20 protein-coding genes are annotated in these 22,245 nt (G+C 70.0%); 15 read left to right on the forward strand and 5 right to left on the reverse strand.

Translation table 11 applies throughout. The features are described from left to right. Nucleotides 1-255 precede the first annotated feature (255 nt). Nucleotides 256-861: a dihydrofolate reductase family protein gene (locus P1P70_RS04100; protein WP_319234655.1), complete on the forward strand. Its 606-nt coding sequence runs from the start codon at nt 256-258 to the stop codon at nt 859-861. A gap of 300 nt (nt 862-1,161) precedes the next feature. On the opposite strand, the gene P1P70_RS04105 is transcribed toward P1P70_RS04100, so the two are convergent. After that, the gene (locus P1P70_RS04105) at nt 1,162-3,813 is read right to left on the reverse strand and encodes an RICIN domain-containing protein (RefSeq protein WP_319234656.1); all 2,652 of its coding nucleotides are present in this window, start codon (nt 3,811-3,813) and stop codon (nt 1,162-1,164) included. A 1,163-nt stretch (nt 3,814-4,976) separates the two neighbouring features. Here P1P70_RS04105 and P1P70_RS04110 point away from each other — a divergent pair. The 6 genes from P1P70_RS04110 to P1P70_RS04135 all read left to right on the forward strand — a co-directional run bounded on the left by P1P70_RS04110 (nt 4,977) and on the right by P1P70_RS04135 (nt 11,030). Next, on the forward strand, nt 4,977-5,198 hold the full coding sequence (locus tag P1P70_RS04110; protein WP_319234658.1) for a hypothetical protein: 222 nt from the start codon (nt 4,977-4,979) through the stop codon (nt 5,196-5,198). A 67-nt stretch (nt 5,199-5,265) separates the two neighbouring features. After that, nucleotides 5,266-5,922: a PadR family transcriptional regulator gene (locus P1P70_RS04115; RefSeq protein ID WP_319234659.1), complete on the forward strand. Its 657-nt coding sequence runs from the start codon at nt 5,266-5,268 to the stop codon at nt 5,920-5,922. A gap of 249 nt (nt 5,923-6,171) precedes the next feature. Then, complete coding sequence (locus P1P70_RS04120) at nt 6,172-6,909, forward strand: ABC transporter ATP-binding protein (protein ID WP_319234661.1); 738 nt, start codon at nt 6,172-6,174, stop codon at nt 6,907-6,909. After that, the gene (locus tag P1P70_RS04125; protein WP_319234663.1) at nt 6,906-9,773 is read left to right on the forward strand and encodes an ABC transporter permease; all 2,868 of its coding nucleotides are present in this window, start codon (nt 6,906-6,908) and stop codon (nt 9,771-9,773) included. Before P1P70_RS04120 ends, P1P70_RS04125 begins: the two co-directional genes overlap by 4 nt. Before the next feature lie 628 nt (nt 9,774-10,401). After that, the gene (locus P1P70_RS04130) at nt 10,402-10,623 is read left to right on the forward strand and encodes a type II toxin-antitoxin system VapB family antitoxin (protein ID WP_177262056.1); all 222 of its coding nucleotides are present in this window, start codon (nt 10,402-10,404) and stop codon (nt 10,621-10,623) included. Continuing rightward, complete coding sequence (locus P1P70_RS04135; protein WP_045558788.1) at nt 10,620-11,030, forward strand: PIN domain-containing protein; 411 nt, start codon at nt 10,620-10,622, stop codon at nt 11,028-11,030. The genes P1P70_RS04130 and P1P70_RS04135 overlap by 4 nt, the downstream gene beginning before the upstream one ends. Nucleotides 11,031-11,208: 178 nt before the next feature. On the opposite strand, the gene P1P70_RS04140 is transcribed toward P1P70_RS04135, so the two are convergent. Further along, the gene (locus tag P1P70_RS04140) at nt 11,209-12,288 is read right to left on the reverse strand and encodes an acyl-CoA desaturase (RefSeq protein ID WP_319234665.1); all 1,080 of its coding nucleotides are present in this window, start codon (nt 12,286-12,288) and stop codon (nt 11,209-11,211) included. 422 nt (nt 12,289-12,710) lie between these two features. Continuing rightward, nucleotides 12,711-13,535, reverse strand: a complete 825-nt coding sequence (locus tag P1P70_RS04145) for a hypothetical protein (RefSeq protein WP_319234666.1) — start codon at nt 13,533-13,535, stop codon at nt 12,711-12,713. 103 nt (nt 13,536-13,638) lie between these two features. Between P1P70_RS04145 and P1P70_RS04150 the strand changes: the two genes are divergently transcribed. The 8 genes from P1P70_RS04150 (at nt 13,639) to P1P70_RS04185 (ending at nt 20,879) form a co-directional block, all read left to right on the forward strand. Continuing rightward, on the forward strand, nt 13,639-14,070 hold the full coding sequence (locus P1P70_RS04150) for an Asp23/Gls24 family envelope stress response protein (RefSeq protein ID WP_319234668.1): 432 nt from the start codon (nt 13,639-13,641) through the stop codon (nt 14,068-14,070). A 38-nt stretch (nt 14,071-14,108) separates the two neighbouring features. Beyond that, a complete protein-coding gene (locus P1P70_RS04155; protein ID WP_045558792.1) occupies nt 14,109-14,336 on the forward strand; it encodes a hypothetical protein in 228 nt (75 codons plus the stop codon). Next, nucleotides 14,333-14,779, forward strand: coding sequence for an Asp23/Gls24 family envelope stress response protein (locus P1P70_RS04160; protein WP_319234670.1), 447 nt, complete (start codon nt 14,333-14,335; stop codon nt 14,777-14,779). The genes P1P70_RS04155 and P1P70_RS04160 overlap by 4 nt, the downstream gene beginning before the upstream one ends. Then, complete coding sequence (locus P1P70_RS04165) at nt 14,776-15,465, forward strand: DUF6286 domain-containing protein (RefSeq protein ID WP_319234671.1); 690 nt, start codon at nt 14,776-14,778, stop codon at nt 15,463-15,465. The genes P1P70_RS04160 and P1P70_RS04165 overlap by 4 nt, the downstream gene beginning before the upstream one ends. A 10-nt stretch (nt 15,466-15,475) precedes the next feature. Next, nucleotides 15,476-16,069 (forward strand): alkaline shock response membrane anchor protein AmaP, encoded by a 594-nt coding sequence (amaP, locus tag P1P70_RS04170; RefSeq protein ID WP_319234673.1) that lies wholly within the window; start codon nt 15,476-15,478, stop codon nt 16,067-16,069. 1,396 nt (nt 16,070-17,465) lie between these two features. After that, entirely contained in the window at nt 17,466-18,830 is a 1,365-nt protein-coding gene (locus P1P70_RS04175) for an ice-binding family protein (protein WP_319234674.1), read from the forward strand. Between the two features lie 167 nt (nt 18,831-18,997). Next, nucleotides 18,998-19,696: a DUF5819 family protein gene (locus P1P70_RS04180; protein ID WP_413471417.1), complete on the forward strand. Its 699-nt coding sequence runs from the start codon at nt 18,998-19,000 to the stop codon at nt 19,694-19,696. After that, nucleotides 19,686-20,879, forward strand: a complete 1,194-nt coding sequence (locus P1P70_RS04185) for an HTTM domain-containing protein (protein WP_319234676.1) — start codon at nt 19,686-19,688, stop codon at nt 20,877-20,879. The genes P1P70_RS04180 and P1P70_RS04185 overlap by 11 nt, the downstream gene beginning before the upstream one ends. Nucleotides 20,880-21,257: 378 nt before the next feature. Here the strand turns inward: P1P70_RS04185 and P1P70_RS04190 are convergent, their stop codons facing one another. Both P1P70_RS04190 and P1P70_RS04195 read right to left on the reverse strand, forming a co-directional pair. Beyond that, entirely contained in the window at nt 21,258-21,662 is a 405-nt protein-coding gene (locus P1P70_RS04190; RefSeq protein WP_319234678.1) for a DUF5994 family protein, read from the reverse strand. A 120-nt stretch (nt 21,663-21,782) separates the two neighbouring features. Further along, nucleotides 21,783-22,217 (reverse strand): DUF5994 family protein, encoded by a 435-nt coding sequence (locus P1P70_RS04195; RefSeq protein ID WP_319234679.1) that lies wholly within the window; start codon nt 22,215-22,217, stop codon nt 21,783-21,785. Between the last annotated feature and the right edge of the window lie 28 nt (nt 22,218-22,245).

Genomic DNA, 22,245 nt, shown 5'->3' on the forward strand with positions numbered 1-22,245 from the left:
TACGGGCACGCGGAGGGCACGGAGTGGGGGAAGGGAGCGGAGCCGCGCCCGTGCGGCTTCAGCTGTGCTCGCGGCGCCCGGCGTGAAGGCATTGGTGACGGCCAATTTCGCGTCGCGGTGCGCGACTGCACGGCGGCGCCGCAGACCTGATCGGCTGCGGCGTCATGCGCTTTCTCGTCACTCCACAGCGTGGCCGATGAGTTTGTGGCTCCCGGCCGGTCCAAGCTCGTGCACACCCCAGGAAAGGACACCGCCATGTCGGAGCTTCTCGTCGACTTCATCACCTCCCTCGACGGCTGCGCATCGGGCGAGGGATGGCCCGGCTTCTGGGGCCTCGAGGGCCCGGAGTACCTCGCGTGGCTCGGCGAGCAGCCCGAGGTCACCTACCTGATGGGAGCGAACACCTACCGCCTGATGTCAGGCTTCGCCGCAGGCGAGGTGCCCAGTGGCCAGGACGAGTTCCGGCCCGAGGAAGAGGCGTCCGTCGACGAGCTCTCGCAAGCGTCCAAGGTGGTGTTCTCCTCCTCACTCGAGGAGCCACTGACGTGGGCCAACTCCACGCTCGTCCGCGACGACGCCGTCGAGGCGGTCCGTGCCATGAAGTCGAGTGGCTCGGGGCTCCTCAGCACGATCGGCAGCCTCAGCCTGAGCCGGTCCCTGCTACGGGCCGGACTCGTCGACCGCTTCCGGGTCGTGATGTTCCCGGTGATCACCGGGGCCACGGGCGAAGAACGCATCTACGACGGCTATCCGGACGTCGCCCTCGAGATGATCGAGCACCGCACCTTCGACGGCCGCATCCAGCTGGTCGAGTACAAGCCCCGCGTGCTCGAGCACTCGCCGCTCGGCGTCCCTGCGTGACGTCGCCCCGCCGGATCAGTGGGTGGACCAGAGGGTGACGCCTTGAAAGCCCCCCTACGTAGTACGCGAGGCGTAGTGGTGCGCTTGTTGTCCAGACCGGCCCACCGGTCTGGACAACAAAAACCCCAGGCCGTTGGCCTGAGGGTTTCGTATGGAGCGGGTGACGAGACTGTTCCCATGTCGGGCTTCCTCGTCGAGGGGAGTCGTCCGGCGGCCGGGTCGCGGATGCACACCTCTTGACGTCCCCCGCCATGGCGGGGCCGCCGCCGTTGTGGCTGCGGCCCCGCTCGGGTGTGTGGGTCAGGACGGGTCGCCGTACTGGAGGCCGCGTCCGTTGGTGCCGACGTAGACGCGGCCGTAGGTGTCGGGGTCGCCGGTGATGACGCCGACGCTTCCGATGGCGCCCCACTGGTGGGCGTCGTCGTTGACGCGGACCCAGGTGGCGCCCTTGTCGGTGGAGCGGAAGACTCCGGTGACGTCCTTGACGGTACCGAGCAGGTACACGGCCTGGTACGAGGTGCCCGGCTTGGCCTTCCCGAAGCCGAGGGCGGAGGCGGACTTCACCGAGCTGAGCGTGGTGAAGGTGCGGCCACCGTCGGTGGAGTGCAGCAGCCCCTTGGTGCTGCCGGCGATCCACAGGTCTCCGGCGATGCCGGGGACGGCCGTGAGGCGGCCGGACGGCAGGCCGGTGGCGCGGGCGGTGAAGGTCGCGCCGCCGTCGGTGCTGGCGTAGAGCGTGCCGCCGGACAGGGAGTAGAAGGTCCTGGCCGAAGAGCGGTCGGCGACGACCACGGCGTCGTTGCCCAGGCCGCTGACCCTCGACCAGCTCGCTCCCTTGTCGGTCGAGCGGTACGGGGTCTGGCCCGCCTGGGTCCAGACGATGGCCGAGCCGTCCGCCGCGAGGGCGACACGGCCGTCCTGGGCGCCGGCCACCGGCTCTGCCTTGAAGCCGTTCCAGCTGCTGCCGCCGTCGGCGGACCAGGCGCCGTCCTGCTCGCCGCCACGGCCGACGCGGACCATCAGCGTGGGCTTGGACTGGGCGAAGTCGATGTCGGTGCTGTTGGTCATCATCGGGTTCTTCAGCCGCCCGGAGGGCACCTTGGTCAGGTCGTCGTGCCGGAAGCCGCCCTGGTCGCCCATGGAGGTGATGACGGTGGCGCCGCCGGGAGGGGCGATCGCGTCCAGCAGCGAGGTCTCCTCCAGCCCTCGGGCCCCCATGCTCCAGTGGCTGGTGCCGCCGCTGTCGGAGGCGCCCGCGTCCTTGCTGCGCAGGATGGCGTTGCCGGTGCCGTACAGCACGTGCCCGGAGTTGAAGGGGTCGATGGCCAGGGCGGTCATCCAGTGCCCGGTGTGGGTACCGACGTAAGGGGCGGCGGAGGCGTTGCGCACCGACTTGTCGGCCAGTGCCTTCCACGTCGTGCCGCCGTCGGTGCTGCGGTAGATCTCGTCCTCGGGCCACCAGCGCCCGAGGGTGGTGACCATCACCGTGGACGGCTTGCGCGGGTCGACGGCCAGACCGGAGAAGCCGTAATCGCCCTTGGACGGCGAGACGTTCTTCCACGTCCCGCTGCCGGGCGTGTACTTCCACACCGAGCCCCCCGTCACGCCGTTGGGGCCGAGGTTGTCGGTGTACGTCAGGTACAGCGAGCCGTCCCCGGAGAGCACACCGTGCTGCGGCAACTGACCGGTGGGCTGACCGGAGACGGCCTTCCAGGTGCTGCCGCCGTCGGCGGAGCGGTACAGGGAGGTGGACCTGTCGCCGACACCGACGTAGATCGTCTTGCTGCCGGCCGGGCCGTACGTCACGAAGGAGATGCCCGCGCCGCTGCTCGCCCCGTCCTTGACGGGGAACGAGGAGACCTGGCGCCATGTGACGCCGTGGTCGGTGCTGCGCCACAGGCCGTTCTTGCGGCTGCCGAGGAGCAGGTTGGCGTTGTTCGCGGGGTCGACCACCAGCCGCTCGCCCGCCCCGCGGCCGTCCTCGTTGCCGCCCAGCTTGAACGGCAGATCGGTGCGCTTGAAGGTGCGGCCCCGGTCGGTGGAGCGCAGGATCGCGCCGTTGCCCGCCCAGTCGTTGGTGTAGGTGCCCGCCCCGAGGTAGAGCCGTTTGGGGTCGACGGGGTCGGTGGCCAGCGAATCGATGCCCAACAGGTTCCAGTCCTTCTCGCCGATCCAGTCGGTCAGCGGGATCCACTGCTCGGCCGCGGTGTCCCAGCGGTAGGCGCCACCCATGTCGGTGCGCGCGTACAGCAGGCCCTTCTCCTTCTGGTTGAACACCAGCCCGGTGACGTAACCGCCGCCCACCACCTGTGCGTTCTTCCACACATACGGTCCTGCCGCGGCCGTGGTCTGCCCGCTGTCGGCCCCGGCCGCCGAGGCCTCGGCCACCTTCACCAGCTTCCACTGCTGGTTGGTGGTGCCCCGGCTCGGATACTGGATGACCGCCGCGCCCTGGGCCGTTGATCCCCCGGACACGTCCAGGACCTGGCCGCTCCTGCGGGAGGTGAAGGTGACGGCGTCGGAGCCGCTCACGTTGCTGATCCGCCATTCCTGAGAGGTGGCGGAACTGTTGGTCTGCTGCTCGGCGGCGCCCCCCTGCGCGGTGGAATTGCCTGCTATGCCCAGCACTTTGCCGCTGTTGCGGTTCACCAGCTCGTAGTAGCCGTCCCCGCTGGGCTCCAGCTTCCACTGCTGGTTGGCGGTGTTCTGGTCGGTGTATTGCTGGATACGGGTGCCGTCGGCGGTGGAGAAGCTGCTGACGTCCAGCACCTTGCCGCTGCGCACGGAAACCAGCCGGTAGTAGGCAGTGCCGTCGACCGTCGCGGCCTGTGAGTCCTGCTGAGCGTAGAGGAGATACGGCACGAGGACGGCGGGCACGCCGAGGACCAGACCGGTGGCGGTCCAGCGACGGCGATGACGCCCGCGGCGCCCGCCGTTCGTGGGGTTGTTCATGAGGGGGGTGTTCTCCTTGCAAGCCGTTCACGAGAGAAAGCGGGATCCGGCCACCGGAACCGGCCGGATCCGCTTCCTTGTGGTCACAGACTCCGCACAGGGTTGCCGCGAGCAGGAGCTTTTTTCCCAGGTCATGTCGGGTGCGCAGGGGGTCGGTCGAGTCGCAACCGGCGAGAGAGGCTTCGGCAGCCGTCGCCTCCGCGGCGCCCGGGAACGCCAATCAGCCTTGCTTCGAGGGAACTGCGGGCTGAGGGCTTCTTGCGCTGGAAGGTGGTGTAGCGTCCCACGAAGCCCCAGGTCAGAGGCACGTTCCGATGGTGGGAGTGGTGACGGTGTTGCGCCCGCCCAGCACTCGCGCTCTCAGCTTGGGAAGCGACGGCGCTTGCGTAGAGGTAGGGCCTCTGGCCTGGGAAAACTCGTTGTCAGGCGGCAGGTGCGAGGGGCTGGTTGCACCGTTGCTGACCGTGGTTGTCTGCTCTGAAGGGCACGCTATGGGCACGAAACAGGGCTGGGGGAGAGCAGGGCTTCCGGCTGGTCCCCGGCGACCGGGAGTGGCTCCGCCTCGAACGGCAGTCGAGTGAGGCCGTCGCGACTGCACGCATGGCGTCTTTCAGGATGCGGTGGCCCGCATCAAGCATCCTGCTGCGGGTTGAGGACTCCTTGGGCATCGCCGACGAACGAGAGAAGGTCGTCGGCGACGTCGCCGGCCGTGTAGGAGAACTCCCTTTCCGAAGACACTCCGGGCCGCCCACCATCCCGTCCGTCCCGCGCCCGCCGGCCCCTCGTCCCGGTTCGGCGACGGCCTCCGCCGCACCGCCCGCTCACGCCCCGCTCCGAACGTTTCCGCGGCCACGACCGCCGCACCCACCCCGCCCGATCGCCCGTCCACCCCGACCGCCCCGTCCGCCCCGTCGGCGTCGCCCTCCTCCGGATCCGCCGGACCCGCCCGCCCGGCGGTACCCGAGCCGTCGGGGCCGCCCGACGCGCCCGCGCCCAGCGACTCCGCCTCCCTCGCGGGGCGGTCGGCGGGGGAGGGCCGGGAGCGGCCCGGCTGACCGGCCGACCCCTCCGGCTCGCCGTTCTCCACGAGCTCGGTCGAGCCCACTCGTACTAAAACGGCAACAGAGGAGGAGCCCGCCGAGGAGTCGGACGAGGGGGTCGAGGTGGTACCCGAGACGGACGCCCCGGCCGCCGAGAGCTTGCCCGCGGAGCTGCCGGCGGCCGCTCACCGGACCGGCACCGAGGCTCCCCTCGACCTCTCCGACCGGCGGATTCCCGTGCTCACACTGGGCGTGGGGCCGGCTCTGGTGGGCCTCGGCATCGGCTTCCCCGGGGTGCGGATGCGCCGCAGCCGAGCGGCTCGCGACGGCCCGGGTCCCCCTTGAGTCGGACCTCCGGGGTCCACCTCAGGACGCTTGGTCCACGCGGACTTACTCGGTATACATACTCGGTATGTCCATCCGTCACGGGCTTCTCGCCCTCCTCGAACGCGGCCCGCGCTACGGCTCACAGCTCCGTACGGAGTTCGAGTCCCGTACCGGCTCCACCTGGCCGCTCAACGTGGGTCAGGTCTACACGACGCTCAGCCGGCTCGAACGCGACGGCATGGTCGTGCAGGACGGCGAGGACGAGGCCGGCCACCCGCTCTACACGATCACCGACAGCGGTCGCGTCGAACTGCGCAGCTGGTTCGAGAACCCCGTCGACCGCACCAGCCCGGCCCGTGACGAGCTGGCCATCAAGCTGGCCATGGCCGTCGGGGCGCCCGGGGTCGACATCCGTGACGTCATCCAGTCCCAGCGTCGGCACACCGTGAAGGCCATGCAGGACTACACCCGGCTGAAGGCGCAGGCCCTCGCCGCCGTGGAGAAGAACGGGGCCCGGGAACGGGACGACATCGCCTGGCTCCTCGTCCTGGAGCAGCTGATCTTCCAGACCGAGGCCGAGGCGCGCTGGCTCGACCACTGCGAGTCCCGGCTGATCCGTCTCTCGTCGACCGCCCCGGCGGCGGGGCCGGAGCCGGCCCCGCCGGGGGCGGTAGCGGGAGCGGCGGAGATGGGAGCGCGGGCGGGGGCCAAGGCAGAGGAGGCCGCACGCCACCGCCCGTGACGTCCGCCCGTGACGTCCGCCCTTCACGACCGGACCTGAGCACCCGAAAACCGGATCCACAGGACCGACCGATCCACAGGGCCGACCAAGTCCACCGGGTTCACCGACCCACCCGACCCACCGGGTCCACCCGACCCACATGAAGATCCGAACCACCCGACCAGACCCATACCGTACGCACGGCGCTGCCAACGACCGTCCGTCGCACCGACGTCCGGCCGTTCGCCGGCGTACGCCCGAGGGGGAACCATGTCCACACAGCAGCAGCCCGCGCTGAGTCTGCGGAACCTGACCCGCGTCCACGGCTCCGGCGCCACCGAGGTGCACGCCCTGCGCGGCATCGACCTCGACGTCCACCCCGGTGAACTCGTCGCCGTCATGGGCCCGTCGGGCTCCGGCAAGTCCACCCTGCTCACCATCGCCGGCGGCCTCGACACCCCCACCTCCGGGCAGGTCTACGTCGAGGGCACCGACATCACCGCCCTCGGCATCAAGGGGCTCGCCGCCCTGCGCCGCCGCAGCATCGGCTACGTCTTCCAGGACTACAACCTCATCCCGGCCCTCACCGCCGCCGAGAACGTGGCCCTGCCCCGCGAACTGGACGGCATATCGGCCCGCAAGGCCCGCACCGAGGCCCTCGCCGCCCTCGCCGAGATGGACCTCGGCCATCTCGCCGACCGGTTCCCCGACGAGATGTCCGGCGGCCAGCAGCAGCGCGTGGCCATCGCCCGCGCCCTAGTCGGCGACCGCCGGCTCGTCCTCGCCGACGAGCCCACCGGCGCCCTCGACTCCGAGACCGGCGAGTCCGTGCTGGCCCTGCTGCGCTCCCGCTGCGACGCCGGAGCCGCCGGCATCATGGTCACCCACGAGCCGCGGTTCGCCGCCTGGGCCGACCGGGTCGTCTTCCTGCGGGACGGCGACGTCGTCGACCAGACCGTACGCAGCGACGCCGACTCGCTCCTGACCGGCCGGGCGGCCCAGCGGTGACGACCTGGTTCCACTCCTGGCGGGCCGCGGTCCGCATCGCCCGCCGTGACGCCTGGCGCTCCAAGGGCCGCAGCTTCCTCGTCCTCGCCATGATCGCGCTGCCGATCCTGGGCGTGAGCGCCCTGGACCTGACCGTGCGCAGCGCCGAACTCACCCCCGCGCAGCGGATGGAGCGCACCCTGGGTGCCGCCGACGCTCGCTTCTCCGATGCCGGAGCGGCCGGCGTGGCCATCCTGCAGGACCCCGCGGGCGAGCAGCACACCCCGGCCGGGGACTACGACTCGCCGGGCAAGTCCTGGCCTGACGGCCCGACCGATGTCACCAAGAGCATTCCGGCCGGTTCGACGGTGCTGACCGACAGCAGGGGCAGCGCCAAGCTGACCACCAGGCACGGTCTGCTCCAGGCCGAGGTCCGTGAGCTGGCCGCCGCCGATCCCGTCGCCCGGGGCATCATGCGGCTGCAGGAGGGCCGCTTCCCCGAGAAGAACGACGAGATCGCCGCGACCACCCGGTTCCTGGAGAGCAGCGGGCTGTCCGTCGGCTCCACCCTCACCGCCCGCGGCTTCGACCGCACCTATGTGATCAGCGGCTCGTACGAGCTGCCCAGCGACCTCAAGGCACAGCAGGTCAACGCCCTGCCGGGGGCCTTCCTCGCGCCGTACGCCAAGGCGGTCGAGAAGGCCGGACTGCCGAAGCCCGAGGACTCCACCACCTACCTGGTGAAGAAGTCCGGTGGTTTCACGTGGAACACGGTCCAGGCGATCAACGCCAAGGGCGTCCTGGTCACCTCGCGGGCCGTGGCCCTCGACCCGCCCGCCGACTCCGAGGTGCCGCTCTACCAGAAGGAAGGCTGGTCCAACTACGAGAGCGGCGGGAGCACCGACGCCGCCGCGCTCGCCGCCGTGGGCACGGTCGTCGGCCTGGCGATGCTGGAGATCTGCCTACTCGCCGGTCCCGCCTTCGCCGTCGGTGCCCGTCGTTCCCGCCGCCAGCTGGGCCTGGTCGGCGCCAACGGCGGTGCCCGTAGCCACATCCGGGCCATCGTGCTGAGCGGCGGCCTCGTCATCGGCGTCGCGGCGGCCCTGGTCGGCATGGTCCTCGCCCTGGTCCTGACCTTCGCCCTCCGGCCGCTCCTCGAGGACTACATGGGGCAGCGGTTCGGCGGCTTCACCGTCAGGCCGCTGGAACTGCTCGCCATCGCCGCGCTCGCCATCCTCACCGGCCTGCTCTCCGCGATCGTCCCGGCCGTCACCGCCTCCCGGCAGACCGTCCTGGCCTCCCTCACCGGCCGTCGCGGCGTGCGCCGCAGCAACCGCGTGCTGCCGTTGATCGGCTTGGGCGCCGTCCTGCTCGGCGCGGCCATCGCCCTGTACGGCTCGGTCGTCTCCGACCAGTTCGTCCTGGTCGCGGGTGGCTCGGCCATCGCCGAGCTGGGTGTGGTCGCCATGACGCCCGCCCTGGTCGGCCTGTTCGGCCGGGCCAGCCGCTGGCTGCCGCTCTCGCCGCGCCTCGCCCTGCGGGACGCCGTCCGCAACCGGGGCCGTACGGCACCCGCTGTCGCCGCCGTCCTGGCCGCCGTCGCGGGCACCGTCGCCGTCTCGACGTACGCCGCGAGCAGCGACGCCCAGAGTCTGGCCGAGTACCAGGCCGGCCTGCCGTACGGGGCCGTCGCCGCGCTCGTCACCGAGGAGGGCGGCCGGGACGTCCCCGAGGTCCGCGACGCCGTGCAGCGGACGCTGCCCGTCGACGTCCGCGCCGACGTGTTCCGGATCGCCGTCGGCAAGCCCGGCTGCGCCCCGTACGACGAGGGCGAGGGCTGTGGCCGCTTCGAGGTCGTCACCCCGCCGGCCAACGAGTGCCCGCTGTGGGTCAGCACCCCCGACGGCTCCGACCCCGCGGAGAAGTACAGCAAGGAGCAGCGGCGCGCGCTCGCCAAGGACTGGCGCTGCCTCTCGCCCGACGGCAACGGCATCTACGTCGACGGCGGTCTCCTCATCGCCGACGCCCCGCTTCTGAAGGTCCTCGGCATCGACGACCCGGGCGCGGCCAAGGCCCTCGCCGACGGAAAGCTCGTCAGCTTCCACAAGCCCCAGGTCGACAGGAACGGCGCCGTCGGCATCAAGCTGATCACCGACCCGAAGGCCGCCGACCGCGCCGCCGAGCAGAACAAGCCGGTCCCGGGCGAGCTGAAGTCCTTGCCCGCCTACCAGGTGCCGGGCTCGCCCGACTCCTACGGAGTGCAGAGCGTGCTCAGCCCCGCCGCCGCCAAGGCCGCCGGACTGACCACCGTCCCCCTCGGCGCCTTCTTCAGCACCGACCGGATCCCCAGCACCGAGGAGCGGCAGAAGCTCGACGCCGAGATCGCCAAGCTCGGCAGCAACGTCGAGCTGACCGTGGAGCAGGGCTGGGTCGACGAGAACGGGCTCGTCCTGCTCGCGCTGACCGTCTTCGCCGGCCTGGTCACCATCGGTGCGGCCGGCATCGCCACCGGTCTCGCCCAGGCCGACGCGGAGGCCGATCTCAAGACGCTCGCCGCGGTCGGAGCCCCGCCTCGGGTGCGCCGCATGCTCAGCGGCTTCCAGTGCGGTGTGGTCGCCGCGATGGGTGTGGTCCTCGGCTCGGCGGCCGGTGTCCTGCCCGCGATCGGGCTGCGGCTCACCGAGGAGCGCGAGCAGACGCGCTTCTACCAGGAGGCTCTCGACAACGGCTGGGGCGGCGCCGGTGACGCCCCGCCGTACGTGCCGATCATCATCCCCTGGGAGACGCTCGGCGCCCTCCTGGTGGCCGTGCCCCTCGGCGCCGCCGTGCTGGCCGCGCTGGTGACCCGCTCGCGCGGGGCCCTGGCCCGCCGCGCCGCGCACTGATCCTCCGTTGCCGGACCGTGCCCCTGGACGAGGGTGCATCACCCTCGTCCAGGGGCAGGAGGCAGTCCCCGTCCGAAGGATCTGCCTGAAGTCGGCCAGCGCTTCCGGGCCATCTCTGCCTCTGGGCGCGGCGGCCGTTGCGCGGGGCTCAGGCGGAGGAAGCATCCACCCGCTTTGCCAACGGGCAGAGGACACGTGGAGGGCACGGAGCCACCAAATTGGTCTAGATAATAAAGAAGCCCCAGGTCGCTGACCTGGGGTTTCTCTCTGGAGCGGGTGACGAGAATCGAACTCGCGCTCTCAGTTTGGGAAGCGACGGTGCCTGGGTGTCCCGTATGGCTCTGACGTACGCAGATGCTTGTTGCTGAGGTGGTCGTGCGGGTCACATCGCACCGCTGGTGACCGAGGCTTTCCGCCCTTACGGGCACACTGCGGCACGGGCACCGCGAGCAGTCGGGCGATGTGGGCGGGTGACGCTTGCGCCGACCGAGCCGCAGCGTCTCGCAGGATGATCTGGAGTGTCCGCTGCCACTGCGCATACCTGGATTCGACATGCGGACGTGGACCTACGAATGTTGGTAGCGTATTCTTCTATGTACATCACCAACATATGGGCGGAAGGTGCCGGATGTCAGTGACCCAGATCGACATCGACGACGACGCCCTGGAGCGCGCCATGGCCCTGTCAAAGGTCAGGACCAAGAAAGAGGCGGTCAATCTCGCTCTGCGCTTCTACGCCGAGCAGCAGGAGCGTGCGGCCCGCATCAGTCGCCACTTCGAGCGTGCGCGTGAGTGGGGTGCCGTGGAGGACGCCGAGCGCCTGCACGAGGCGGAGAAGCGCAGCCGGTGATCTACTTGCTCGACACGTCCGGCCTGGTGCGGCTGCTCCGTGATCCCAAACTGCAATCGGCCTGGTACGACGCAATCGATGCCGGGGCCATCGCATCCTGCTACGTGCAACGCGCCGAGTTTCTTCACAGCGCCCGGAACGGTCGCGAGTACGACGAGATCATGGAGATGTTCACCGACCTCTACCCAGATGTGTCGGTGCCGAAGATCGCGGGGCGCTGGATCGGTGCGGTGCAGCACCGCATGGCCAGGGCCGGGGAGCATCGCAGCGCCTCAGCGGTCGACCTCGTCATCGCTGCCACCGCGGCTCACCACGGCCTGACTGTCCTCCACGACGATGCCGACTACCGTGCCGTCGCCCGGCACGCATCCGACCTGACCGAGCACAACGTCCACGACATCGCCTGAGAGATTTCCGCCGAGCCCGCGTCAGGCGAGGGCGGCGGCCCACGTCGTCATACCGGAGATGGCGGAGTATCACCTCGGTGCCGCCGGGTCCGTCCGTGGCCGTGTCCCAGGCTGTGGTGAGACGTCGCCACGCCCGTCGCTCCCTACCGCTCTCGACGGGGCGGGTGTGTGCCGTCCGCTACACGTCACCGCTGCCGATGGCTGCCGCACGTTCCTGGGCCGGGACGTGGGCGTGCCGGAGCGGTGCTCCGGCCTGATGGAGACTGGCGAGGGCCAGGCGGTAGGAGGTGAGCAGCCCGGTCTCCACGTAGTCCAGACCCAGTTCCTGGCAGTGGCGCCGCACGACGGTCCGGGCCTTGCGCAGGTTGGGGCTGGGCATGCTGGGGAAAAGGTGGTGCTCGATCTGATGGTTCAGCCCGCCCAGTGCGATGTCCGTGAACAGGCCGCCGCGCACGTTGCGTGAGGTGAGCACTTGGCGGCGCAGGAAGTCCGGGCGGTCCTCGCCTGTCAGGATCGGCATGCCCTTGTGGTTGGGCGCGAAGAGGGAGCCCAGGTAGATGCCGAACAGGCCCTGGTGGACGGCGAGGAAGGCGATCGCCATGCCGGGCGGCAGCAGCCACAGCAGGACGGTCAGGTAGAGCGCGAAGTGCGTGAACAGCAGGGTGCCGTCGAGAGTTCGGTGTTTGAGCGAGCGGTTGGCCAGCGCCTTCACGCTCGACACGTGCAGGTTGAACCCCTCCAGGGTGAGGAGCGGAAAGAACAGGAACGCCTGCCAGCGGCCGATCAGACGGGGGAGCCCCTTGGCGGCCCGGGCCTGATCCTGGGACCAGACCAGCAGGTCGGGGTCGAGGTCGGGGTCGAGTTCCTCGTGGTTGGGGTTGGCGTGGTGGCGGGTGTGCTTGTCCTGCCACCAGCCGTAGCTCATCCCGACGCCGGCGCCGGCGATCCGCCCGGATGCTTCGCTGGCCCGGCGTCGGCGGAACACCTGACGGTGGGCCGCGTCATGGGCGAGTAGGGCGACCTGGCCGAAGACCACGGCCAGAAAGGCGGCGACCGCCAGGGTCCACCAACTGTCGCCGACGAGTGCGACGGCGGCCCACCCACTGACGTAGAGCGCGGCCACCCCCGCGATCCGCAGTGCGTAATAGCCGGGACGGCGCCCCAGCAGGCCGGCATCAGCGATCTTTCGCGACAATCGGGCGAAGTCGCTGCCCGATGTCTTCGGGAGAAGGGGGCGAACCGTCGTATTGCTGCTCATGATGAGACTCTCTCTGAAGGAGGCAGTGGCTCGGCGCCGCCTGGGGAGCCGCTGAGACCGGGCCGCAGCTGGGTATGCGCCGCTTCTTCCGCAGCGGGAAGCGCATCGCGCGACCGCGGAGCGAGGACGACGTTTGCTTCGTCGGTCGGCGGCCGTGCAAACCTCCTGTCTGGCTGCGAGTGCCCTGCCGGGCAGGTCTTACACCGTGACGGGGCAGGGCTTCTGCAGCGAGAGATGTGGGCGCCTTCATGGCACGACGCCGGCCGGTGATGTGCGTCCGGCTGAGCGCTGAGGGGTGCTCAGCGTGGTGACCGTACGGGTCCGTACAGGTCCGTGCGGCTCCGTACGAGTCGTGTCCCAGCGGGTGGAGCGGGGTGGGCTGGGCCCACCGCGGCTGACGCCATTCGTGATCGAGACACCCGTCACCTCGGCGCCGACGGCCCTGGACGCCTGGGCGGCCGGGCCGCGGTTTCTGTGACGAGGACGGCGGCGGTGACCGAGCCCGTGGTGCCAGCGGTGCTGGTGATGACTGCGTCGGCTACGGCGTCCCGGACGGCGCGGGCGACTGCCAATGGATGGTGTCCGGGGGCGACCGCGAGGTGGATCTCGACGTGCCGACCGGGTGGATCGTCATGGTCCTCCACCTTGACCGGGCGGCTACCCGGCACGGCGGTGAGGCGGGCGACGCCCGGAACGCCCGTCACGACGTCCGCGAGCTCCCCGTCGGGCCCCTGCATGGATCCTGTTCCGGTCACCGGGGGCGAGCTTCGTGCGGCTGCGGCTGCGGCTGCGGCTTTCGGCGTCGGCCTCATGGGCTCCGCTGTGGTCCGCGACTTCTCGACTGTCTCCGGACCCTCAAGGAGATCCGTCACCCGCAGGTCGGCTGTCACGGTGACCAGGCCGAGCCGTTCAGAGGCCCAGCTGAGCAGTGCGCTCCTCAACTGGTCGGCGGTGTGAGGCAGTGGCTCCCCGAGTGATGCCGCGAAGGTGGCTTCGATCCTGAGCGGGCCGGGCGGTAGCGCGCTGGCCGGCGGACGGACAGCCGGCTCGGACACGGGCGCGTGCGGTGCCGACCCGACGCGCAGGGTCTCCAGCCGGACACCGGGAATTTCGTCGGCCGCGCGCCCGAGGTCCCGGACGGCCGCTTGCTCGGTGATCCATGTCCCGTCGTCGGGCCCGCCGAGCGGGAGCAGTCTGCCCAGGGCGAGCTGATGCCGTACTGCCTGCGTCCACGCCTCGACTGCCACCGTCCCCTAACCTCCTCCGCGGCCGAAAGTCGGTTGAAATGCACTTAAATGACTATAATCGTATCGATGAGTGCTGTGTGAGCCTCATGAGGGAGGAATCCCGATGACTGAGAACACCGGCGTGAGGCACGGCGGTGCGCCCGGTTCGCGCGGCCGGACGGCCATCGCCGACGTGGTGGTGGAGAAGATCGCCGGAATGGCGGCACGGGACGTGCCCGGCGTCCATGCCCTGGGCAGCGGATTCGCGCGCTCGATGGGATCCGTGCGGGAGCGCATGCCTGGCTCCGACAGCGGCAAATCCGTCACGCGCGGGGTCAGTGTCGAGGTCGGAGAGCTGCAGGCGGCCATCGATCTGGAGGTCGTCGTCGACTACGGCGTCTCGATCACGGACGTGGCCGGTGCGGTGCGGGAGAACGTGATCTCCGCGGTGGAGCGGATGGCGGGTCGGGAGGTCGTGGAAGTCAACCTCATGGTCAGCGACGTGAAGCTGCCGGACGAGGAGGACGAAGGGGAAGAGCGGCAGCGGATCCGGTAGCCGGGGCGGAGCAGCCCGCTTGAGTGAGGGAGCATGTGATGAGCAGGGCCGTGGTGGGCTTGATGGCCGGAATGGCGCTGGGTTTCGCCGCGTATTTCGGTGACTTCTGGGCTTTCGTGCTGGTGCTGGGGCTGGGTGTCCTCGGTCTCGTGGTCGGGCGGTTCATGGAAGGTGATCTCGAACCGGGCGACTTCGTCCGCCGCCGGGACCGGCAGGAGCGGATCCGCGACGACCGGCGACGCACTCGGGGAGACTGGCGGCAGTGACCGGTGAAGCAGATCGGCGTCCGGGCGTCCCCCGCGGGGAGCGCGGCGCGATCACCGTCGCCGACCGGGTCGTCGCGAAGATCGCTTCCCGGGCGGCGCGCGAGGCGCTGACCCGGTTCACCGAGTCGACCGGCCACGTACCACCCGGCCGCCGGCCGCCCCACGTGAATACATCCGTGCGGCGGGCACCGGAGCGGAACACCGCGGGACGAGACGCCGAACCCGCCGCCGTACGGCAGGCGGTGCTCGGCGAGGCGCGGGTGCGCATCACCGTCGAGCTCGGCTATCCGTCCGACATCGGGGCGCAGTGCGCCGCGGTGCGCCGGGAGGTCACCGAACGGCTCAGCACATGGGCCGGCATGGAGGTGTCCGACCTCGTGGTGTCGGTCGAGAGGCTGCACTCGGTGCACACGCGGCACATGGACCAGAAGAGGGTGAGATGAGCGCGCACACCTGGCGGCGGCCGACCGGCGACAGTGCTCCTTCCTCCGACCCCGGGCCGGCGGTGCCGTCCGCCGACGGCCCTCCGGGGCCGGGCGCGGATGCGACGGAGGCGGGAGACGGATCACGCCGGTCGGCGCGCCGTTTCTGGTCGGCACGGCGGATTCCCGCGGCCCTGGTGGCCCTGCTGTCCGCCGCGGCCACCGGACTGCTCCTGTACGACGTGGTCTCGGTGCGGGCGGGCCGAAGTGCGATGCGCTGGCGGCGGCGGCTCGCCGAGGAGCTGGCCACACGGCCGCTGGACGACACCTGGATGATCGTCGGGGCCGCTGTCGCGATGGCCCTTGGCCTGTGGCTCTTCCTGCTGGCGGTGACGCCGGGTCTGCGCAGGCTGCTGCCCATGCGGAAGCCCACCGGTGCCCCCGGGACAGAGGAGGTCCGCGCCGGGCTCGACCGCCGTGCGGCAGCCCTGGTTCTGCGCGACCGGGCCATGCAGGTCCCCGGTGTCCAGTCGGCACGGGTCGCTGTCGGCCGCCGCAAGGTCAAAGCCCTGGCACGGGCACATTTCCGCGATCTTGAGGAGGTCCGCACCGACCTGGACGCCACGCTGGGGGAAACCGTGACGTCCTTGCGTCTCGCCCGGCGACCCACGCTGACCGTGCGCGTCCGGCGCCCCAAGAAGGACTGAGGCGATCTTGATGCTCAAGACAGTGAACCGGGTACTGCTGGGGCTGCTCGGCCTCGGACTGTTCGCCCTGGGCGGCGGCGTACTGCTGGGTGGCCTGGATCTGCAGCGTCACTGGCATTTCGACGTGCCGGGCTGGTGGCCCTTCCGCGGGCCGGGCGATGTGGTGCTGGGCGCCGAGGGGCGCACCCGGTGGCGGGAGGAAGGCTGGTGGTGGCCGACCGTCATCGCGGTGCTCGCCGTGCTGCTGGTCCTGCTGCTGTGGTGGCTCCTCGCGCAACGCAGACACCGCCTGGGCCAGGTCCTGGTCGACATCGAAGACGGCCCGGCGGCCCGGCTGAACGGCCGCACGCTGGAGCACGTCATCGAGGAAGAGGCGCAAGCCCTGGACGGGGTCTCACGGGCTCATGTACGGCTGGCGGGCCGACGTACCGCTCCCACCGCACGCGTACGGCTGCTGCTGGAACCTCACGCCGATCCAGCGCGGACTCTGGGGCGACTGAGCCGGGAAACGCTCGCACACGCACGAGACTCGGCCGGCTTGGACCGCCTCCCGTCGAAGGTACGGCTCCGGGAAGCCCGCCACCGCGCCCGACGCGCTGTCTGAGATCCCCTGGGCCGACGCCCCGCGGAGGTACCGGCTGCGAGGGCGTCCCGGACTCCTGACCCGACGTCCTGGCATGCGGAAGCCACCGTCGCCCGGCACAGGCTCGCATCGCCGACCGGCGCGACGAGCCGATGACGCCATGGGCAGCATGTCCCCGCCAGATTCCGTTCACCACAAGGGGCTTGGGTCGACGGGGGCATGGTGACACTCGCCGGTGAGCGGCCGGGCCTGGGCTCCCGGTCTTGATCGAAGGGGCCGATGGCGGCCGTGGGCGGCTGATCGGTAGCGGTGTCCCGGGGGACCCGCTTCCACAGGGCCCTCCCATCACGTGAGGCCCGCCATGACCTCGCGGGCCAGCCGGGCGTAGCGCGAGCGGGGCGCCCCTTCGGATCCACGATTCGTCGTAGCGCCAGTCCGGACATCGGCGGATCGAACAGATCACGCCGTGCTACGGCGTGGCCGCGTCGGCCGTGCGCCAACGACCCCGGCGTATACACACCGGGGTCGCCCTTCCGGGCCGGTCGCACGTGAGAGTGTGCCGACCCGCTTCCATGCTATGCCTTGTGCACATTTCAGACATCCGGGGTTTTGTGGTTCCCGTGCCCCAGTGAACACATCGCGGCCTTCCCCATGGCCGCTCCTGGACGACCGCGCGGGGATTCCTGCTTCCGGCGTCCGGTCACGGCTTCGCGATCACCGAGACCGTGGCTCACCCACACACGGACGACCAGGGCCGCGCCTGCCACCTTCAGCAGAGCCTGCTCGCCGACATCACGCCTCGCTCGGGGCGACGTTGTCGCACGCAGCCCGGCCCCAGCGCCCCACCGACGCCGAGGCAGATCACGTCCGTCGAGCGACCGCTGCCTCCGCTGCGTGGGGGCGCCCGCCGTGGGGGCTGGGGCCGGGGCTGTGTGCCGTGGTCCGTCGGAGGATGCGACTTTCTCCGTCCATTCGCACCCGCTGTCCCGGCATGAGGAACAACCAATGACCGAGTCGCAGGATCCAGCCGGATCGAACCCGCCCTTCCGCAATTCATTACGGTTCCGGCCTGCGGTCGGAATTGCGTCGACCGGGGACGCGGTCCATGAACGTCCGGACGAAGCGCTTACATCCTGTGACTTCCGTTTATATGGATTGCGTGACGTCACACCCCTAGCTTTATGTGATATTCCGATTCGGGTGTGACTGTGTCCGTGGAAGGCACTCGAATGCGTCGCGCATTGACGTTCTCCATGGTTCCTCGCCGGTTAATCTGAAGCCAATCTCTTTCCCGGGTGCCGCCGGCAGGCCATGGAAACCTGCGTCGCTTGCCGGAGGGGAGAGGTTCCAGCGCGCGGAAACTCGACAAGGACAGCAAAAACATTCACCGTACCTCCCTAGAGGAGTAGTCCCCTCGATGACGCAGAACATCTCTGGTGCGTATCGGCGGCGCGCAATGCCCGCCTGGATCGCGTCGGTCGTCACGGTGTTGATCGCTGCTACCGCAGTGGTCATGGTGCCGACGCATGCAAATGCCATCACAACCCCCGTTCCCCTTGGTGCTGCTGAGAGCTTCGCGGTGTTGGGCGGCGAGGCGGTCACCAATACCGGTTCTTCCCTGCTCAGCGGCGACGTTGGGGTGTCACCAGGGACTTCGATCACCGGGTTCTGTAACCCGCCACCGCCTGGGATCCCCGCGTCTCCGCCGTGTGCGAATGTGATCAACGGAACCGTTCACGTGGCAGACGGGCCGGCCAACGCCGCCCATGCCGCGCTGCAGAACGCGTATGGCGTCGCCGCAGCCCGGGGCCCCGTCGATGGCACCCTCAACTCGGAGCTCAGTGGCGCGGGTGGCCCGACGGGGCTGGGTCCGGGCCTGTACAACTTCGTTCCTGGTGTGGTCACGAACTCCGGTGTTCTCACGCTGAACGGCGGCCCCGACGCTGTCTGGGTGTTCCAGGTCCCCTCCGGACTGACGCTGGCATCCGGCAGCCGAATGGAATTCACCGGCGGCGCCAACGCATGCAATGTCTTCTGGCAGATCGGAAGTTCCGCCAGCTTCGGCAGCGACTCCTTCTCCGTGGGCACCTTCATGGCCCACACCTCGATCACCATGGAGAACAGGGCCGTGGTCGAGGGTCGAGTACTGGCCGGCGCTGTGGCTGAGTCCGGGATCGTGTCGATGATCACCAACACGATCACCCGGCCGACCTGCGGGACCGGCACCACCACCACCGGCACGACGACTGGCACCACCACCGGCACGACGACCGGCACCACCACCGGCACGACGACCGGCACCACCACCGGCACGACGACCGGCATCACCGGTGGGGGCCTCGTCAACGGTGGCCTCGTCAGCGGTGGCCTCCTGGGCGGGCCCATCCTTTCGCCCGGTGCAACCTCGGGCAACGTCGCCGGCACCACGTCCGGGAACACTGAGGGCAACACCGCCGGGAACTCCGCGGGCAACACCGCCGGGAACACCTCCGGGAACACCGCCGGGAACTCCACTTCCGGGAGCACCGTGGGCAACACGGCCGGGAACACCTCCGGCGGTAACGGCGGCGGGCACGACGACGCGCCGGCTGGGCCGGACCACGGTGGCAACCCTGGAGGACCGGGCCACGACGGCAACCCTGGAGGACCGGGTCACGACGGCGGACCGGGCCACGACGGCAAGCCCGGCCATGGGCAGCACGTCCACCACGGCAAGCCCGACCACGGCAAGCCCGACGAGAACTACGGCTACGACGAGGTGCCCAAGGGCTACGAGAGCTAGGCATCGCACTGCGGTCAGTCCCTTCACCGAATGACGGCGCACGGCGGAATTCACATCGAAATCCGCCGCGCGCCGTCGGTGGCAGTCAGCGAAAAAGCCAGGCGCGAGCAGCTAATAGAGAAAGACAGAAAGAAAGACGGTAGGCGGTGTCGAGCGGAATCGACTCAGTGGACGCGGAGGAAATCCAGCAGTCCGACTCCGGTCCGGCCAGGCAGGAACGTCCTGACGCCACGGCCGCGCCGCGCAAGTCGCGGAGGGGTGCCCGGGCGCTGATGAAATCCGGACTGCGCGCCGCCGTGGTCCTGTGCGTGGCGACGAGCGTCGTTCACGTGATTCTCGTGTTCCTTCACGTGGCACCGGCCAACACCGTCTCCAAGCGATATGGCTCGCTGATCCACGCATGGGTGTACCCCTTCTTCGAACAGAACTGGCGGCTCTTCGCTCCGGACCCCGAATCCAGCAACCGGCGGATTCTGGCGAGAACGGCGCACACCGGATCCGACGGATCGGTTCAGGTGAGTCCCTGGTTCGACGTGACCGCCCTCGACAGTTCCGCGGTCGAACATCAGCCGTTCCCGAGCCACACGGCGCAGAACATGCTGCGCCGCGCCTGGACCGGCTACGTGGACACACATGGAGGAGACGACAGGGCACACACGGACCGCGCCCTGATGATGCGGAAGTACCTGACCAACATCGCCGCCGACCGTGTCGCCGCCCACAACAGCGGCATCTTCGACTTCATTCAGCTCCGCGTGCTCACCCTGCCCATCGGCGCGCCCGGCCCCGCCGCCGGCAAGCGCCCGCCGACGCCGGTCGAGAACCGGCTCCTGCCCTGGTGGAAGGTGCCCCGCCATGGAAACTGAGGCGCAGAGGACCGCGTCCGCCGACGCCGCCCGGTGGATCGCCGCCCGGATCAACGCGGCAGGGGGCCTGCTGACCGGCCGCCCGGTGTCCCTGTACGCCGCTTCGGTGCTGCGCATCGGCTACGGGCTGCTCTACCTGCTCCTTCTGCTACGCGAGTTCCCGCACCGTGCCGAGATCTGGGGCCCCGGCTCCGCGTGGACGCCTGCCTTGGCGCGCCAACTCTTCGAGCAGACGGGCTGGTTCAGCATCCTGACCCTGTCCGACAGCCGTACCTACTTCGAGCTCTGCTATGTGCTGGCCCTCGTCACGGCCACACTGTTCATGCTGGGCTGGCGGACCCGCGTCCTGTCCGTCCTCTTCGCCGTCGTGGTGACCTCGTTCCATGCCAGGGCGATCTTCATGACGGACGGGGGCGACAACCTGGTCCTGCTGATGTCTCTCTACCTCGTCCTCACCTCCTGCGGCCGGCGCTGGTCCCTGGACGCGCGCAGAAACAGGCTGAAGACGGTTGGTGCGGGCCACGCGCCGGAACGGTCGAGGAGCCCCTTCGCGAGGCAACTCCGCGATGCCCGAACCACCTTGGTCACGGTGGTGCACAACTGCGGCATGTTCGTCATCGCGGCACAGGTCTGTTTCCTCTACGGATCAGCCGGTCTGTACAAGGTCCAGGGACCTTCCTGGAGCGGTGGCACCGCACTCCACTACGCCCTGAACCTCGAACTCTTCCGGCCCTGGCCCGCCCTCTCCCACTTCGTGGACGAGCGCACGCTCGTGGTCGCAATCGGCGGCTACCTGACCGTGCTCCTGCAGGTGGCCTTCCCGTTCGTGCTCTTCGGCAGGCTCAAGTACCCCGTTCTCGCCATGCTGTTGGGCATGCACATCGGCATCGCCGTGCTCATGGGGCTGCCTCTCTTCTCCGGCGCGATGATCGTCGCGGACGCCGTGTTCCTTCCCGACCGCTTCTACACCTTCCTGCCCCGCCTCTGCCGACACGTGATCCGGCGGACGGACAGCCGGCGTCCGGCCCCCGGACGAGCGGCAGGATCCGGAACCGTGCCTGCGCAAGGTGGGCCCGGCGGCGCAATCGGCTCGAAGCGTCGAGTCGTCCTCCCCACGAGACGGAACGACGCCACGCTCGTGCCCGAGCCCTTGTCCCCCGAGGTCCCACCGAAGAGCGGTTGACTCAGCACGGCACGCCAGGAAGCTGCGGCCGCGCCGGAAGAGTCCACCGACCACCCCGACAGTCACCGTTCTGGCACGCGGCGAGTGATCGCAGAGCACAGCAGAAGGCCCGGGCCTACGACCTGGGCCTTCGCGATGGAGCGGGTGACGAGAATCTCGGAATCAAGCGGAGGATGAAACCGGGGCTGGCCCGGCGGCTGGGCCGTGAGAGCAGGACCTCCAAGTGCGCCGATGACCGGGCCCTGCCGAGGTGTGTAGGCAGGACAAGGCCACCTTGCCGGTCAATGGCGCCGCAGCCCCGTGGTCTGGACGCGGCCATGTCGTCGCCCCCGGTCGTGGGGGCGGGGCTCCGCCTGATGTTGCTGCATCTGAGCTGAGTCAAAGGCTGGTGTCGATCAGGATCTGCTGGGCCTGCTTGGGGTTGCCGGATCGGACCGCTGCGGTCATCGCGGCTCGCGCCGCCTCGGGGGGCGTGTCCGGTGGGACCACGAGCAGGGAGAAGTGGTCCTGGTCTCCTCGGGTCACGAGCGCGGTGTCGTCGCCCACGGAGGAGACGTCGATGTGCACCACACGGTCGTCGACGGTCATCCGTGTCGGTATGTCGTCCCAGGCCGCGGAGTCCAGGCCGATCCGTGTGATCGGTCCGAGGCGCTCGGTCAGTGCGCTGACCAGGCCGGGCAGTTCGGCGGTGAGATTCCTGGAACGGGGCCACCACGCACCGTCGAGGATGCTCCGGCGTTCGTGAGTGGTGGTGAGCCGCAGGAGCGCCGTTCCGGGACGCATGGATTCGTGTGCACCGTCCGCCAGCAAACCTGCCGGAGGCGGGGAATCGGGATCGGGATCGGGCATCGTGCTCACCTGCCTGTTCGGGGCCCTCCTCGCGTCCACGCTACTCCTGGCGTGTCAGGCGCGGTCGCTGAGCGCGGCGGTCATGATCGGCTCGGCCGCCTCCTCGGTGGTGCCGGGCGGCACGACCAGCAGGTCCCAGCGGCCGTGGCCGGGGGCGAGCAGGACAACGGTGTCCGGGACGTGCACTGCGACCGTCTTCCGTAGCCGTACGACCTGGTTGGCGACGAGCATCCGGCCGGGAGCCGCGGACCAGGCCGCTCCGTTCACCGTGACTCCGGAGATGTGCCCCCAGGCGCGCGGCAAAGCGGCGAGCAGCTGCGGAAGCTCTGCCAGGAGGTCGTAGGAATGTGGCCACCACACGCCGTCGAGGCGACGTGACAGCGCGCTGTGGGGCGCGAGGCGCAGGCGGAGGAGAGGGCGGGTGGGCGGTGAGAGCGGTGAGAGCGGTGAGGGCGGTGAGGGCGGTGAGGGTGGCGCTGTGGTGATCATGGTGTTTCCTTCGACGGGTTGTGGAGCG

The organism is Streptomyces sp. MB09-02B, from assembly GCF_033794485.1.
Lineage (GTDB): Bacteria > Actinomycetota > Actinomycetes > Streptomycetales > Streptomycetaceae > Streptomyces.

Bases quoted from the DNA above. Each gene is read 5' to 3' on its own strand.
- P1P70_RS04100 (WP_319234655.1), top strand. From the start codon at position 256: ATGTCGGAGCTTCTCGTCGACTTCATCACCTCCCTCGACGGCTGCGCA.
- P1P70_RS04105 (WP_319234656.1), bottom strand. From the start codon at position 3,813: ATGAACAACCCCACGAACGGCGGGCGCCGCGGGCGTCATCGCCGTCGC.
- P1P70_RS04115 (WP_319234659.1), top strand. From the start codon at position 5,266: ATGTCCATCCGTCACGGGCTTCTCGCCCTCCTCGAACGCGGCCCGCGC.
- P1P70_RS04120 (WP_319234661.1), top strand. From the start codon at position 6,172: ATGTCCACACAGCAGCAGCCCGCGCTGAGTCTGCGGAACCTGACCCGC.
- P1P70_RS04130 (WP_177262056.1), top strand. From the start codon at position 10,402: ATGTCAGTGACCCAGATCGACATCGACGACGACGCCCTGGAGCGCGCC.
- P1P70_RS04140 (WP_319234665.1), bottom strand. From the start codon at position 12,288: ATGAGCAGCAATACGACGGTTCGCCCCCTTCTCCCGAAGACATCGGGC.
- P1P70_RS04150 (WP_319234668.1), top strand. From the start codon at position 13,639: ATGACTGAGAACACCGGCGTGAGGCACGGCGGTGCGCCCGGTTCGCGC.
- P1P70_RS04155 (WP_045558792.1), top strand. From the start codon at position 14,109: ATGAGCAGGGCCGTGGTGGGCTTGATGGCCGGAATGGCGCTGGGTTTC.
- P1P70_RS04165 (WP_319234671.1), top strand. From the start codon at position 14,776: ATGAGCGCGCACACCTGGCGGCGGCCGACCGGCGACAGTGCTCCTTCC.
- amaP (WP_319234673.1), top strand. From the start codon at position 15,476: ATGCTCAAGACAGTGAACCGGGTACTGCTGGGGCTGCTCGGCCTCGGA.
- P1P70_RS04175 (WP_319234674.1), top strand. From the start codon at position 17,466: ATGACGCAGAACATCTCTGGTGCGTATCGGCGGCGCGCAATGCCCGCC.
- P1P70_RS04185 (WP_319234676.1), top strand. From the start codon at position 19,686: ATGGAAACTGAGGCGCAGAGGACCGCGTCCGCCGACGCCGCCCGGTGG.
- P1P70_RS04190 (WP_319234678.1), bottom strand. From the start codon at position 21,662: ATGCGTCCCGGAACGGCGCTCCTGCGGCTCACCACCACTCACGAACGC.
- P1P70_RS04195 (WP_319234679.1), bottom strand. From the start codon at position 22,217: ATGATCACCACAGCGCCACCCTCACCGCCCTCACCGCCCTCACCGCTC.